At 44.9% G+C, this 15,294-nt stretch carries 15 protein-coding genes; 7 read left to right on the forward strand and 8 right to left on the reverse strand.

The features are described 5' to 3' along the window. Positions 1-35 precede the first annotated feature (35 nt). Complete coding sequence (locus A9957_RS01835; protein ID WP_096713086.1) at positions 36-257, forward strand: type II toxin-antitoxin system HicA family toxin; 222 nt, start codon at positions 36-38, stop codon at positions 255-257. 11 nt (positions 258-268) lie between these two features. Here the strand turns inward: A9957_RS01835 and A9957_RS01840 are convergent, their stop codons facing one another. Next, positions 269-955, reverse strand: coding sequence for an NAD-dependent epimerase/dehydratase family protein (locus A9957_RS01840; RefSeq protein WP_243641502.1), 687 nt, complete (start codon positions 953-955; stop codon positions 269-271). Positions 956-1,110: 155 nt separating this feature from the next. On the opposite strand from A9957_RS01840, the gene A9957_RS01845 reads away from it, so the two are divergent. Both A9957_RS01845 and A9957_RS01850 read left to right on the forward strand, forming a co-directional pair. Continuing rightward, positions 1,111-1,494, forward strand: coding sequence for an OB-fold nucleic acid binding domain-containing protein (locus A9957_RS01845; protein ID WP_096712971.1), 384 nt, complete (start codon positions 1,111-1,113; stop codon positions 1,492-1,494). A 41-nt stretch (positions 1,495-1,535) separates the two neighbouring features. After that, positions 1,536-2,696 carry a sugar phosphate nucleotidyltransferase gene (locus tag A9957_RS01850; protein WP_096712972.1) on the forward strand — a complete coding sequence of 387 codons (1,161 nt, stop codon included), beginning with the start codon at positions 1,536-1,538 and terminating at the stop codon, positions 2,694-2,696. Between the two features lie 57 nt (positions 2,697-2,753). On the opposite strand, the gene A9957_RS01855 is transcribed toward A9957_RS01850, so the two are convergent. Together A9957_RS01855 and A9957_RS01860 are read right to left on the reverse strand one after the other, a co-directional pair. Then, positions 2,754-3,284 carry a peptidylprolyl isomerase gene (locus A9957_RS01855; protein WP_292342981.1) on the reverse strand — a complete coding sequence of 177 codons (531 nt, stop codon included), beginning with the start codon at positions 3,282-3,284 and terminating at the stop codon, positions 2,754-2,756. Positions 3,285-3,318: 34 nt separating this feature from the next. Continuing rightward, entirely contained in the window at positions 3,319-4,854 is a 1,536-nt protein-coding gene (locus A9957_RS01860) for a radical SAM protein (protein ID WP_292342983.1), read from the reverse strand. A 91-nt stretch (positions 4,855-4,945) separates the two neighbouring features. Here A9957_RS01860 and ilvD point away from each other — a divergent pair, with 91 nt between their 5' ends. Then, positions 4,946-6,607 (forward strand): dihydroxy-acid dehydratase, encoded by a 1,662-nt coding sequence (ilvD, locus tag A9957_RS01865; RefSeq protein WP_292342985.1) that lies wholly within the window; start codon positions 4,946-4,948, stop codon positions 6,605-6,607. Here the strand turns inward: ilvD and A9957_RS01870 are convergent, their stop codons facing one another. The 4 genes from A9957_RS01870 to mtxX are packed head-to-tail and all read right to left on the reverse strand — an operon-like array spanning position 6,608 to position 9,599. After that, a complete protein-coding gene (locus A9957_RS01870) occupies positions 6,608-7,177 on the reverse strand; it encodes a hypothetical protein (RefSeq protein WP_292342987.1) in 570 nt (189 codons plus the stop codon). It abuts the gene before it with no gap. Positions 7,178-7,228: 51 nt separating this feature from the next. After that, entirely contained in the window at positions 7,229-8,161 is a 933-nt protein-coding gene (gene mtrH / locus A9957_RS01875; protein ID WP_292342989.1) for a tetrahydromethanopterin S-methyltransferase subunit H, read from the reverse strand. A 9-nt stretch (positions 8,162-8,170) separates the two neighbouring features. Further along, a complete protein-coding gene (locus A9957_RS01880; RefSeq protein WP_096712978.1) occupies positions 8,171-8,755 on the reverse strand; it encodes a tetrahydromethanopterin S-methyltransferase subunit A in 585 nt (194 codons plus the stop codon). 1 nt (position 8,756) lies between these two features. Continuing rightward, the gene (gene mtxX, locus A9957_RS01885) at positions 8,757-9,599 is read right to left on the reverse strand and encodes a methanogenesis marker protein Mmp4/MtxX (protein WP_292342991.1); all 843 of its coding nucleotides are present in this window, start codon (positions 9,597-9,599) and stop codon (positions 8,757-8,759) included. An 88-nt stretch (positions 9,600-9,687) separates the two neighbouring features. On the opposite strand from mtxX, the gene A9957_RS01890 reads away from it, so the two are divergent. Together A9957_RS01890 and A9957_RS01895 are read left to right on the forward strand one after the other, a co-directional pair. Continuing rightward, positions 9,688-11,157, forward strand: a complete 1,470-nt coding sequence (locus tag A9957_RS01890) for a replication factor C large subunit (protein ID WP_292342993.1) — start codon at positions 9,688-9,690, stop codon at positions 11,155-11,157. Positions 11,158-11,219: 62 nt separating this feature from the next. Then, the gene (locus A9957_RS01895; protein ID WP_096712981.1) at positions 11,220-12,563 is read left to right on the forward strand and encodes an NAD(P)/FAD-dependent oxidoreductase; all 1,344 of its coding nucleotides are present in this window, start codon (positions 11,220-11,222) and stop codon (positions 12,561-12,563) included. Here the strand turns inward: A9957_RS01895 and A9957_RS01900 are convergent, their stop codons facing one another. Further along, positions 12,564-13,358 carry an ABC transporter ATP-binding protein gene (locus A9957_RS01900; protein WP_105460965.1) on the reverse strand — a complete coding sequence of 265 codons (795 nt, stop codon included), beginning with the start codon at positions 13,356-13,358 and terminating at the stop codon, positions 12,564-12,566. 96 nt (positions 13,359-13,454) lie between these two features. Here A9957_RS01900 and A9957_RS01905 point away from each other — a divergent pair, with 96 nt between their 5' ends. Further along, positions 13,455-15,239, forward strand: coding sequence for an MASE3 domain-containing protein (locus A9957_RS01905; protein ID WP_292342995.1), 1,785 nt, complete (start codon positions 13,455-13,457; stop codon positions 15,237-15,239). The last annotated feature ends 55 nt before the right edge of the window (positions 15,240-15,294 follow it).

Consider the following 15,294-nt stretch of genomic DNA (forward strand, 5'->3'; position numbering starts at 1 on the left):
CAACCATACAATAGACGATCTCGGAGAATTTGCCGTTGCCTAAGCTAAATCCTGTAGACTGGAAAACCCTTGTAAAAAGACTCAGAGAATTGGGTTTTGAGGGTCCCTATTCCGGAGGAAAGCATCCGTTTATGGTAAAAGGCGATCTTGTTTTAACCATACCAAATCCACACAAAGGGAAAATTGGTGTGGCTTTACTAAAAAGAATTCTTAAGCAGGCCAAAATCGCCAGGGACAAATGGCTTGAAACAAATTAATATTGTTATTTTCACTCCCCCGCAAATTCCGCCAGCCCCTCCTCCAGGGAAACTTGCGGGACAAATCCCAGTGTTTTAGCCGCGCTGATGTCGGCCACACTGTGGCGGATGTCACCGGTGCGGGCCTCCCGGTATTCCAGGGCCAGGTCACTGCCAAAAACCTCCAGCACGATTTCGGCGAGCCGGTTGACAGCGGTCTGTGTGCCGGTGCCGGCGTTGAAGACCCTGCCGATGGCTGCGTCCTTTTCGACCAGCAGTTCTACCAGATCCACGATGTCGTGCACGGAGATGAAATCGCGGGTCTGCTCGCCATCGCCGAAGATTACCGGGGATTGGCCGGCTTTTGCACGCTCGATGAATTTGGTGATGACACCGGAGTAGGGATTGGAGGGATCCTGGCGGGGGCTGTAGATGTTGAAGGGGCGCAGCACTGCTACGGGCAGGCCGAAGGCGCGGTGGTACATGAGGGCGTACTGTTCGCCTGCGAGTTTGCTGACGCCGTAGGGGGAGAGGGGTTGTGTGGGATGGTTCTCATCGATGGGGGTATGTAAGGTGTCGCCATAGATGGCGGCGGAGCTGAAGTAGACGAAGCGTTTCAGGTGGGTCCGCCGGTGATGAAGATTGTTTGCATGGGAGTTCCCCACACATGTGGGGATGAACCGATTGCATCCAGTAAAGTACGTATGTTCCCCTTCCAATAGGTTCCTCATTGAGCCAGTGAATCCTTCCAGTATTTGCCATCAGAGGAAATTTTATCTTCTATCGCATAAACGACACGACTAGTCATCGATACAAAAATATTTCTAGGTCACACACATTGGTCGAACATAATAAGATGAACGGAAAATTAAGCATGGAGAAAGAAGAAAAGGTAATTGCGATTTTGCTGACAATGGCGATATTATCCCTGGCTGTAGCATATGTCACCTATTTTCCCAACTCTTTTAACAAAACAGGTGAACAGCCCTTAACAGATTCTACAGAAGTAGGGAAAACTGTGACAATCGAAGGAACCCTATACAGTAAGGAAGCCACATTCAATGGAAATCACCTGATTCTTCAGATAGATTATAATTCCGATTTGCTAACTGTATTTATACCGGAAGATAACGGTGCAATGAATATAGATTCACGGATAACTGTCGGGGATAAATTGAGGATAAAGGGAGAAGTGGATGAGTATAAGGGGGAACAGGAAATCATAGTGAAAAATGAAAACGATATCAAGAAAATGTAAATCGGTACAATTTTAAGTCATAAAAAATATCATTCCTATATATGAAAGCCTGTATTATGTGTGGAGGAAAGGGGACCCGACTTAGGCCTTTAACGTTTGACAGACCAAAACCAAATATTCCAATCATCAACAAAGCATCAGTGGTACACCTTGTGGAGCAACTTGCAAAAGAGGGATTCACTGAGATAATTATCACCCTGGGCTACATGGGTGATAAGATACTGGAAAAACTGGGTGATGGCAGCATGTTTGGTGTCCATGTGGAATATGTGTATGAAGAAACAAAACTGGGCACAGCAGGAGGTGTGAAAAATGCCGAGAAGTACCTCTGTAATGAACCGTTCCTGGTTGTTGGAGGAGATCATGTCATGGATCTTGAACTCCGTAATATGTACAGGTTCCATGAGCGCAATGACGCAATCATTACAATCGGTCTGCTATCCATAGATGATCCCAGGGAATTCGGCATCGCGGATATGGATGTGAATAACCGTATAAATCGATTCCTTGAAAAACCAGGACCCGGTGAAACATTCAGCAATCTTGCAAGCACGGGTATATATATGTGTGACCCGGAAATCTTCAAATGGATCCCGGAAAACCAGCCCTACGATTTTGCCAAAGATCTGTTTCCATCACTGATGGCAGAAGACAGAAGAATCAATGGTTTGCTTGTGCGAGGACACTGGACCGATGTAGGCAATCCGGCAGCCTATCGCCAGGCACAGCGCTGGATGCTTGAATCAATGCCTGGAACTACCATTGAAGGTCACTTCAACACCAAGGATTCCCGTATAAACGGACCCCTCAAAATAGGCAACAATGTGGTGATCGGTTCCAACTCCGCAGTTGTGGGCCCAGTGGTGCTCGGTGAGAACACAACAATAGGCAACAATGTCCTGATAGGCCCATATACGACGATTGGTTCTAACTGTGTCATCAAGGATGGATGCAGAATTCTTTCATCCTATATATTCAATGATGTGACCATAGGAAGTAATTGTAACACTTCAGGTACTGTGATTGACAACACTACAGTGGTTGGCCAAAACTGCAGCCTGGAAAACGGGACTGTAATAGGCCCAAGAGTACATATAGGGAACGATTCAACAATCCATTCCAATGTCAAGATCTGGCCGGACCTGACAATCAAAAGTGGGTCCACAATACAGGACAATTTGCTTAATCCTGATTATGGTTAATTTGAAAAAGAGTGATTGAATATCCACTCAGGATATTCAACCATTTAATGTTACTTTTTATTCTTCTATGGATACCAGCGTAATATTGAATTTCAGTGTTTTACCGGCCATAGGATGATTGAAATCAATCATTGCAGCGGTGTCATTGACATCAACAATAACTACCTGCCGGCCATAGGCGGTTGAAAGCCGGTCACCTATTTGGTATGGTGTCGTTGTATTGGGCAAATCACCAAGGGGTACTGCCCTGACAAGTTCTTCCTTGTAGGTACCATATGCCTGTTCAGGTGAAAGTTGCACTGTCTTTTCTTCCCCGACAGCCATTCCCTGCACTGCACTGTCAAAACCTTTGATCATCCCTTCTCCTCCCAGGGTAAAGCCCAGAGGTTCATATGATCTGGCAGGGTTGTGTATTCCCTCTTCCCGGGCAACTTCTTCTATGGAAGTATCAAATACCGTACCGTTTTCAAACTCACCAACATAATCCACGGTGACATTGTCTCCTTCCTCTGCAACTTCAGCGGGGGTCGAGCAGCCACTTATGAGAAGAATTGCGGCAAGTGCCAAAATAAATAGTAGTTTTCTCATGCTCCGACTAATTTACTATTCATGATAAAACTTGTCATTCACGAACTACTGTGGCTGAAATAGACCTGAAACCGTGACCTGTTACCCTCACATCAACAAATTCACCTATGGGAAGTTTTTCTGAGATACCTACAAGTATTGGGTAGGAACCCAGTTGCCTGCCAAAGGTACCCACCGAACTCTCACTCCATACCTCGCAAAGCACATCCTTAAGTACAGTCCCCTCGGGCACGACCCTCTTCAGCATGGGTAAATCAATATCCTTGCGGACCTTTTCCTTGTATTTCAAAAACATTTTCCGGTTTTTGGCCAGAGGGAGCTGCTGTTCTGCCACAGGAGTTCCGCTAAAAGGCATAACCTGGCGAATGTTTATCCTGCGCAACAAAAGACCATCATCCAGGATATTTTTCAGGAAATCATAATTCAATCCGAAGGTTTTCTTTGTTTCTCCTGCCAGACCGTGTACAAAATTAAGTCCGGGAAGCAGATGTGAAAGACCATTCTCACCTCTTATGCTTCCAATCTCATTCATCAATTTTACAGCTTCAAATACATCATCAGGCATTGCTTTGAGATTGTTGGCCCTGATTACAGCGGGATCAGCACTTTCCATACCCATGGCTGCTACATCCCCGGGTGTGTGATATTTCAAAATGGTCTTCATGATTTTACTACATTCATCCGGATAGGTGGCTATAGTGGCCGGATTGGCATTGTCCATATGCAGTACCTCCAGCCCCGGAGCCACTTTCCGGATACCCGAGTACAGAGATTCAAGCGCCTGCGGATTCGGCCTTGGGAGAGAATCCCCTGAATCCACTGCATGATAGGTGAAAAGATCAGGTTGACGACCCAGGCGGAAATACAGGGCACCTTCCTTATAAAGACTGGCGGCTTCGGCAACGACATCCTCCACGGAACGGTAGGTTGACGGACCATAAAAGAATTCAGTACAAAAAGAACAGTGAGTATCCCTGCCACATCCGCGATAGGTTTCCATCTCACACATTATATTCGGAAAATCCGGATGCTGCCTGATTATAAAGGCACCCTTGTCGGCCCATCTGCCAATCTCCCCAACCGTACGCATCCGGTGTTCAACATTATCAGGGTCCCCGATGCAAGGGCCGGGGGCAATTATATCATGCACAAATGCCTCGATGTCCTGCCGTGCAACAAATACATTTTCATCAGCCATTTCAAGGGTTGAGGCTGCCATGCCGCCTTCACTGCTGTAACCCAGGCGTATAGGTCCACCGATCACCTTCACACCCGCAGCGGTCCTGCAAAGGTATTCGATTTCCTTCAGGGTGATAGGAGAGGAGCGCAGGTATTTGCCGGGGACGGTCATTCCCGACAGGATAACTACAAGATCAGCCCGACCAAGCAGGGCAAGGTCTTCCTTTTTACTGTTCCTGATACCGTCTATTGTGAAATAGGATATATTATCCCGACCGATACCACGCTCAACCAGGGCTCCTGCTATATAGCGTATGTAGGGAGAAATATAAGGAGGAACTCCGAAACATGCGGGTTCGTCAACATAACCGTCTATGATTGCAATTTTCATGGATACCGTGGACCTTCCTATAATGACAAACAGAAAGCTTACTTATATTTAATGTTTCATACATATGGAGTAATTACCCAGAGGTTTCCACATGAGAAGTGACAGTATCAAAAAAGGGACAGAGAGGGCACCCAACCGTTCCCTCCTCAGAGCTACAGGAGTTACCGATTCAGAAATGGAAAAACCGTTTATCGCGGTGGTAAATTCCTGGACCGAAGTTGTTCCAGGCCATATTCATCTTGATAAAGTATCCGAAGCCGTCAAGGCAGGCATACGCAATGCCGGGGGAGTTCCCTTTGAATTCAATACCATAGGTATATGTGACGGTATTGCGATGGGGCATGAAGGAATGAGATATTCCCTCCCCAGCAGGGAAGTCATCGAGGATTCGATCGAACTCATGCTCGAAGGCCACCGTCTGGACGGCATGGTAATGATCACATCATGTGATAAAATCACACCCGGCCATCTCATGGCTGCCGGCCGGCTTGATATTCCGACTATCGTGGTTACCGGCGGACCTATGCTACCCGGTTTTTCGGGAGATGAGCCCCGGGACCTGATCTCCGTATTCGAAGGAATCGGGGAACACCGCACCGGCAAAGCCACCGCCGAGCAACTGAAAGTACTTGAAAATGTATCATGTGCGGGTGCCGGATCATGTGCCGGAATGTTTACCGCCAATACAATGGCTTGTATGACCGAAGCGCTTGGACTGAGCCTGCCCGGCTGTGCCACGGCCCATGCGGTAGATGCCAAAAAGATCCACATCGCCAAGGAATCCGGAGAACGTATCGTTGCAATGGTGGATGAAGGTTTGTCAGCACGCAAGGTGGTCAGCCAGAAATCTTTCGAGAATGCGATCATGGTAGACATGGCAGTAGGCGGGAGTACCAACACAGCCCTGCACCTGCCGGCTATTGCCCATGCGTTCGATATGGAACTGCCCCTGGATACATTTGATCGCCTGGGCCGTTCAATCCCGCATCTCATCGGATTGAGACCTGGTGGCAAATATCACATGATCGATTTTGAAAGAGCCGGTGGTGTGCATGCAATAATGCAGAGATTGAAACCAAAACTCAATCCCGGAGAAAGAACTATCACCGGAAAGACAGTTGGAGAAAATATCGACGAATACGTGATCATAAATCCTGCCATAAATAAGAAGATTATCCAGACCCTTGATAAGCCCCTCCATAAGGAAGGAGGCCTGGCAATACTGAAAGGAAACCTCGCCCCGGAAGGTGGAGTGGTCAAACAGGCAGCTGTTGAGTCCGGAATGATGCAGCACAAGGGCCCTGCAAGGGTCTTTGAAAGCGAGGAAGGAGCCATGCATGCAATCCTTGATAATGACATCAATCCCGGAGATGTTGTGGTAATCCGTTATGAAGGCCCCAAAGGAGGGCCGGGAATGAGGGAAATGCTTTCCCCGACATCGGCAATTGCAGGCATGGGGCTGGCAGATTCAGTTGCCCTTATCACAGATGGCAGATTTTCCGGTGGAACCAGGGGGCCCTGTATAGGCCATATTTCTCCGGAAGCCATGGAAGGCGGACCAATTGGCCTAATAGAGGAAGGGGACATGATAGAGATCGATATTCCTGCAAGGAAACTGGAGCTTCTTATCGATGAAGAAGAGATGCAAAAGAGAAAAGAAAACTTCGAACCTCTTGTAAAAGAAGTAAAAGGATATCTTGCCCGTTACAGGAAATCCGTAAGTTCTGCCAACAAGGGCGCTATCAGGGAATAATCAGCTACGTTGAACGCAGGGGCCATCTTTTTTATCCACGGTGGAGATGGTGCCTTCCCCTATCATATCTTCAATACTATTTTCAACTTCATCCTTCGGATAGCGGACCGAAAGCAGGCTTATAAGAACTTGCTTTTTAATTATCATACCATCAGGAAGATACTGGAGTATACTCTGTTTAAGAGGAGAAGGCACTTCGTCCACGGAGATCACTTTTTCATTATTCCTTATCCTTTTCATTCCAGTATAGAACGGATCATCATCCTGTTCACCAACTTCGCCGGATTCAGGATTTGCAGTCACTACAGGTATTTCATCCGCAGATGAAGTATCAGCCACATAAGAAGGGGGAACTGGACCTGGCGAGGAAGTGCATGCAATGTGGTCCTCAATAGATTTCAATCTGTTTTCAATTGAGATGAGTTTTTGAGCCATCAAGCCTGAATCATCGATTGTCTTTTCAGTATCAAGGGCATCTTCGAGCAAACTGCATATAAAATTGTCACTATCCGGCATCAGTTCCAGTTTCGCAAAGAGGTTATCAGGAATGTCAATTTTCAATTGTCTCATCTGAATCACTTCATTAGTATAGACCATTGACTTATTTATAAAACGATATAGTCAGACCAACCTGTTAAATGGATGGGAAGAAGCAGGTTCTATTTCAAATTCCTCGGCAGATTCATAGATCATGATATCTGACATCGCAGCCACCGGGAAGATGTAGGGTACATTCTCAATGGGGCCATAAAGCACAAAATTTCCGGCCGCTGCCTGCTGCATTACGGCAGATGCGATATCACACATCTTAAACACAAGGGGATCATGTTTCTTTTTATCCCTGAGCCATTCCCAGGAAGAAGGAGCGTTGTGAATTCCCGAACCTACCGGCAACCCCCATTTGGCCTTGGCTGCCAGCGTAACCCTCAGGCTGACCCCGGAACCATTACCCATAGGAGTTATCCCGGGGTCAATCAGTATATTGCACATTCCGCATTCCAGAGCGATATCAATCAGGCCTTTGTCCATTGAAAATGTACCGGACTCCAGAAGTTGCATCCTGCCTTTGAAACCTGAATCCATGGCATTAAAACCCAGAACTATGGAGCTGTCTATATCTGAATCTTTTAACACCTTGCGCTCCTTTTCACCAATGGTCATATTTATGGAATTGTAAACTGCCCTGTCCCCCAAACCAATCTCGCTCACATATTCTGCCGCAGCCATCCGGACCAAGGGGTCGGGGGAATCGATAAGGAAAGGAGAATCCGTAATTTCACTGACAAAATCAATATAGTTGCGTAGGGCTTGTTCGGTATTGCCGAATATGTGCACCAGACAGGGATTACCGGTTTCATCAGATGATGCCCGCTGGGAATTGAGCAGGTCCTCTGCAATTTTGCGATCAAACAACCCTTCATTAGCATCCTCCACTATATCATGTCCTTCGTAGAATATTGTGCCTGCAAGGGCTGTGGGCAGTTCACCGGGATTTGCGCCGATTTTCACACCGGCAATATTGGCAATTTTTTGCTCTTTTTGGAACCTGAACATCTGAAAACCTCAAGCGATCTCGTAAATAAAACCGGAAAATGCATCCATAACCACTTTTTCACTGATAAGTATATCAGCACCGATGGATTCAGGTGGCTGATATTTCCTGACAGCTTTTTTAAAGGATATTGGAGAAGCTTCAAAGGGTTTCTCCGAATCATGATAATTGTCAACAATCGAGTATATTTCCTCAATGTCAGTAAGCCCGGTACGGTCTATAAGTTCCACCTGTTGGCGGAAACGCTCAATGGTTTCAATCTCCAGGTTCTCAATAAAGGGAATCGCCCCCTCGGAGCCCAGAATCCTGCCATCTTCATCAATACCGTTTTCATAAAGGGCTTTCAGGGTCTGGCCGGCAAGATGGCCCCGGGATTCACTACCACAGAGAAGTATGTACCTGATATTGCAGTTGGAAACGACATTCATTACGACTTTCTCAGCCCCCAGGTTTTCCGTTTTGCAACTACCCCAGATTGCTGCTTTTTCAAACAGAGGCATCGAACTTGCAAGGGTTACCACGGCAATACAGGATTTGGGATTGCCTGCACTGAAATCCCCTTTTGTAACAGGCCATTTTTCAGAAACTGTATACAATTTATACTATCTCCTTTTTGTTGGAAACAAGAGATGCGGCAAGCATTATGGCCAGAGTATAATGGCCTCCCGCCCGGGATGTATCAATAAACACATGTTTATCCAGTAGGACGGGTGCCCCTATTCCATTGCCTCCACCCAGAAATACAAGTGAACGGAAGATAAGATTACCTGATATGCCATCCGGGGCAAGGATGAAGTTAGATTTCCTGATGGCATCCTCTATAAGTATCGTGTAATGTTTTGCATCGATTCCTGCATCGTTTAACCGGTTTGCCAGGAAATCCGCATCTGCCAGGGTGCGATCCACACGTTCGTCACGGCCAAGATCCCCCATACGCCCTCCCGACAGGATGCCAATTTCAGGCTCAATACCAAACCTGCGGATATAGGCAGCACTTCTTTGTACAAGTTCGATTTTATCGGAAAGAGAGTGGCCTTCATCAATACCCACAGGTGCAAGGAAAAAAGGATTATTGTCATGAGTTAGCAGGAAAGCAACCCTGTATAATTTCTCGATGCCGAGTACTTCTTTGAGGTGAGACAGGGTACCCGAGGCTTTTGCCGTGCCTCTCACAGCCGCATCAACATCCCCGGATGCAAGCAGACTGCCGAGAACTTTTTCCGGTTGTGGGGTATCGATCACTTCAAGGTTTGTCCCGATTGCCGATATCTCACGCTGGTTGCCTATAAGAACCACCCTGGCATAACCTTCAACCTGAGCTTTTTCTGCACTCTGGATCAATTTGGGGGTGGGATTGTGCACACCCAGTGCAACCCGGGGACAATTATCAAGAGCCCTCGTACGTATGATATCCAGCAATCCGTCTGTCTTTTTCTGCATGGGCACCCTCATTAATAGGCAAAGTTAAACAATCAACAAACAACACAATTATTAATTAGTTTTCGCTTTAATATAGGTGAGGTCACAGATGACAATAGCGCAAGATTGGGCAGAAAAATACCGTCCTGCCAAACTGGCAGATGTTGTGGGGAACAATAAGCCCCTGCAGGCCCTCCGTGACTGGAAAGAAGAATGGGAGCATGGAGTTCCTGAAAAAAAAGCAGTCATATTGAGTGGGCCTGCCGGTGTTGGAAAGACATCCGCTGCTCATGCACTGGGAAATGAGACGGGTTGGGAAATTATAGAAATGAATGCCAGTGACCAGCGGACTGCCGGGATTATCGAGAAGGTGGCGGGTTCTGCCTCACGCATGAGTACACTTACAGGGATACAAAAGCGCCTCATAATACTGGATGAAGCAGATAATATGCACGGCTCGGCCGACAGGGGAGGAACCGGGGCCATTACGAATGTGATCAAGAAATCCAATCAACCTATTATACTCATTGCCAATGACCTGTATGCCCTCTCATCAACTCTGCGTTCTCATTGTGTGAATATAAAATTCAATCCCATTCCCCAGCGCTCCATTCTGTCTGCACTGAAAAAGATATGCAAAATGGAAGGGATAATATGTGGTACAGGCGTGCTGGAGAAAATCGCTGAAAATACAGGCGGTGATCTAAGAAGTGCCATAAAAGATTTGCAGGCAACAGCAACCGATAAAAAAGAGATAGAAGTTGTGGATGTAACAACAGCCGAAAGGGATACAAAAGAATCTATTTTCAAAGTACTTACCAAAGTTTTCAAGGGCATGGACCCTGTTGAAGCCTACAGGGCTACTTTTTCCCTGGACGAAACACCTGAAGACCTTATTCAGTGGGTGGACGAGAACCTCCCCAACCAGTATCTGGACAAGGATGAAACACTAAGTGAAGATTTAACTGCCGCCTACCATAATCTTTCAAGAGCTGACACATATCTTGGCAGGGTACGATTGCGGCAGAACTACGGGCTCTGGAGATATGCAGGATTTCTGTTAAGCGGAGGAACGGCAATGGCAAAGAAGCATCCCCATTCCGGTTTCCGCAAGTTACAACCCCCTTCCATGTGGAGACGTATGGGCCAACTGCGCTCCAAAAGAAACATGAGGGATAACATAGCTGCAAAGGTGGGATTACACTGCAATGAACCAATCAGGGATTGCCGTATAGACCTGCTTCGAATGTACGGGCTTTTACTCAAAAACGAGGACTATGCAGTTGATGCAGCATATACTCTTGAACTCGATGTAGATGAGATAGCCTACCTGACGGAAAGCAAAAGGGTGACAAAGAAAATCCAGAAAATCTATGATGCTTCCCGGGAAATGATGCATGAAAAGGAAGATGAAGATATCGACATATTCATGCATGCTCCTGAAAAAGACAAGGGACAGTCGACCCTTGATTCCATGTTTTCAGCAGAAAAAGACCCTGCAGAAGAAAATCAAATGGGAGGAAAGGAAAAGGATAATCCAAAACCTGCCAAATCCCAGAAGACTCTTTTCGATTTTTAAACCATATTTGCGATAGCCATTTATCTTCCAACCACCTAATTTTCCCCTAAGGGTTGAAAGAAATGGCCAGAGAATATGATATTATAATCATTGGGACAGGTGTAGCAGGTACCGTTTGTGCGAACAAGGCAGCTGCGGCAGGAATGAAGATCGCAATTACAGATATCAGAGAATATGGCGGGACATGTGCACTTCGGGGATGTGTGCCAAAAAAAGTACTTGTGGGTGTTGCAGAAACCGTTGAACAGGTTAATCGTTTCAACAAACTGGGGATCATGCCACAATCTTCCGTAGACTGGAGCAAGTTAATGGAATATAAGCAAACGTTTGTGGAAAAATTCCCCGCCAACAAGGAAGAAAAGTTCAAAAATATGGATGTTGAGACCTATCATGGCGGGGCAAAGTTTGTTTCCCAAAATGAAGTCAAGATAGCAGATACAGTCCTCAAGGGCAAACACATTTTGATTGCATCCGGCTCAGTACCCCGAAAAATCGGAATCAAGGGAGAAGAACATCTGATTACAAGTGAACAATTTCTCAATCTCGATGAATTGCCCAGTAGAATTGTTTTTGTGGGTGGTGGCTATATTTCGTTCGAATTTGCCCATATCGCTGCCCGGGCGGGAAGCCAGGTAACTATCTTACAAAGAAGTGAAGTGCTCAAACATTTTGACAGGGACATGGTCAAATTACTGGTAAAAGCTTCCGAAGAAGCCGGCATAAATGTCAATACCGGTGTCTCTGTCAGTTCTGTTGAAAGTACTTCAGCAGGATATACTGTGAATACCAGGGACAGTGAGGGCAAAGAATCCCGGATTGAATGTGACCTGGTTGTCAACGGTTCCGGCAGGGTTGCAGCCCTTGAAGGAATGGAACTTGAAAAGGGGAATGTTGAAACCAAAGACGGATTCGTGGAGACAAATGAGTACATGCAAAGTGTCTCCAATCCTTATGTATATGCAGCCGGCGATTGTGTAAAGCCGGGAGCTCCTTTAACCCCTGTTGCAAGTCTGCAGGGAACTACTGCAGCAGACAATATAATAAAAGGAAATGTCAAGACAGTGGATTATACCGGCATTCCTTCCACAGTATTTACCCTTCCTCCTCTCTCAAGTGTAGGTGTTAGCCTGTCCGAATCTACTGAAAAGTATGAAGTCCTGATCCATGACCGCAGCCATTGGTATAACAGCAGGCGCCTGTCGGAAAACTATGCAGCCTCAAAGGTCATCATAGAAAAAGATAGCCAAACAATTGCAGGCGCCCACCTACTGGGGTCTCATTCAGAAGAAGTGATTAATCTCTTTGCAATGGCAATAAGGCTCGGATTGACGCTCTCTGAATTCAAGAGAGTGGTTTATGTGTTCCCCACAGTCAGTTCAGAAATCCAGTCCATGATACGTAAATAATCACCAGGCGTGATAGTAACCATCCTTAGAGAAAACCTGCACCTGTATTCCAAATATATCAGACAGGTTTTCTGCAGTTAATATTTCATCCGCTGGCCCGTCCCTGTATACCCTTCCTTCGCTGAGCAGGACCACCCTGTCAATTTCGGGAATCAGATCTTCGAGATTATGTGTCACAAGAATTATGTTTTTACCTTTTGAAGCAATAGTGCGCATGGACTGCCTGAAAATATGCCGTGCCCTGATATCTAAGCTGTTTGCAGGTTCATCCAGTATCAGTACATCCGGGTCATGCACAAGTGCCCTGGCAACCAGTAGCCTGCGAGCCTGTCCTGTTGACATTTCGTTTATGGGACGTGAGGCAAGATGCTCAATACCAAGAAAGCCGAGCACCTCATGAGCCCGCCTTTTCATATCCCCTGTAATAGTATGATTGCGATACAGGCCTATACTGCTAAAAAAACCAGATACCACCACCTCGATTCCCGGAATATTACGCATGTATTCGTCCTGCAGATCACCGCTGATTATACCCATTTTGTTGCGCAATCCGAAAATATCCCAGCGTTTCTTTCCGAATAAGCGGACAATCGTTTTTTCAGATTGAAGAGGACGTAAATCTCCTGTAACCGTTTTGATAAAAGAGGATTTGCCCGCTCCATTAGGACCGATAATCGCAACATTTTCTCCATTTTTAATATTAAGAGAGAAATTGTCCAGTAATATGTTGCCATTTTTACAAACTGTGACATTCTCCATTTCAATTATCATAGGTTTCGTATTTTTCTTTTTCATGTATTACACGACAGTATTTGGATAATATAATACATATATAACATTAATACATATAATGAAAAGAACAGTTCCTTCTATTCGCATTGAAGAGGCTATATGAATCAAAATAATACCGATTTTAGGAAAGACAGTGATATTATCTTTCTAGCAGTGGTAATAGCCGGATTGTATATTATAAGCCTTGATAATTTTCTTTTATTCCATTCACTTGTGGAATTATTCAGCATAGTAGTTGCAGTTGCTTTTTTCCTGATAGTCTGGAACCGCAGGAACATTATAGAAAACAATTACATACTGGCTGCAGGGATTGGATACCTTTTCATAGCCTCGATTGATCTTTTGCATACCTTTGCGTATAAAGGCATGGGTATATTTCCAGGCTATGATACAAATCTACCCACACAGCTGTGGATAGCAGCAAGATATCTGGAAAGTTTGATCCTTGTAGTATCATTTTTCCTCATGGGGAAAAAGGTGAAAGCTTCAAATGTGACAACAACCTATCTAATCATCACAACAATCCTGATTGTTTCAATTTTTGGCGGATATTTCCCGGATTCTTACATAGAAGGAGCAGGGTTGACTTCTTTTAAAATATACAGTGAATACCTGATCGCTTCTATCCTGCTAGTAGCACTTACATTACTGCACCAAAAAAGAAGCAACTTCCTCCCTAATGTGTACAAATATCTGGCATTGGCTATTGTTTTTACCATAATTGGAGAACTCGCTTTTACATTCTACATAAGCGTGTATGGATTTTCAAACCTTGTGGGACATTTTTTCAAGTTAATTTCCTTTTACCTTATCTACAAGGCAGTAATAGTTACAAGTCTTGACAAACCCTATGAGATGTTGTTTGGGGAATTGAATCAGGAAAGGAAAAAATATACAGACCTTTTCAGGGCAATGAAAAACGGAGTAGCTGTTTTTGAGCCGGTTGATAACGGAGAAGACTTCCTTATCAAGGATATAAACCCGGCAGTGGAAAAAATTGAAGGGGTGAAGAAGGAAGATGTCATAGGGAAAAAAGTAACTTTAACCTTCCCCAATTCCAGAGAAACAGGCTTTTTGGACAACTTAAGGAAGGTATGGAATACCGGCGATCCCATACATACGGAACCCATCCATTATTGTGACTCAGAAAGAGAAGGATGGAGGGAAAACGACATCTACAAACTTGCAAACGGAGATGTCGTTGCTGTTTATGAGGATGTTACAGAAAAAAAGAACACGCAAAGGCAGCAGGCACAGCTCACAAAAGAACTGCAAACCGTCAACCAGATCCTTCGCCATGATATATCCAATGATCTGAGTGCGATTTCAATGTCTGTAGATATATTCAGGAACAAAAGGGATGATAAATACCTTGACATGATTAAAAGGGCAGTGAAAAAGAGTATTTCCCGGATAAACGAAATGAGAATGTTTGAAAAAACACTGGATTTTGAGAAAAAACTCAAACCATTTCAATTAAGTAAGGTTTTTGAAAAGCTACGTGGTAAATATGACTTAAAAATAAGTATAGAGGGTGATGCCACAGTCATGGCCGATGAGGTCATATATTCAATTTTTGAAAATCTGATAGAAAATTCAATTAAACATGGAAAAGCAGATATTATTGACATAAAGGTGCAAGAGAAAGAAGATGATGTAGAGGTTCGGGTAAGTGATAACGGAACCGGCATACCTGATTCCATAAAAAAGAAGGTTTTTGATGAAGGATTTTCCACAGGCAAAGGCGGAATGGGATTATACATTGTCAAGACCACGATGAATCGTTATGGTTCAATACAGGTAGAAGACAATGATCCACATGGGGCTCGTTTTGTCCTCCGATTTAAAAAATATCCAGGAAAAGAAAATGTCAAATCTGAATAATCCATAAATTGTTTTCTGGCAGGCATATTCTGCCATAGAGAAGTATCTTAATATT

The organism is Methanohalophilus sp. DAL1 (assembly GCF_001683555.1).
Classification (GTDB): Archaea; Halobacteriota; Methanosarcinia; order Methanosarcinales; family Methanosarcinaceae; genus Methanohalophilus; species Methanohalophilus euhalobius.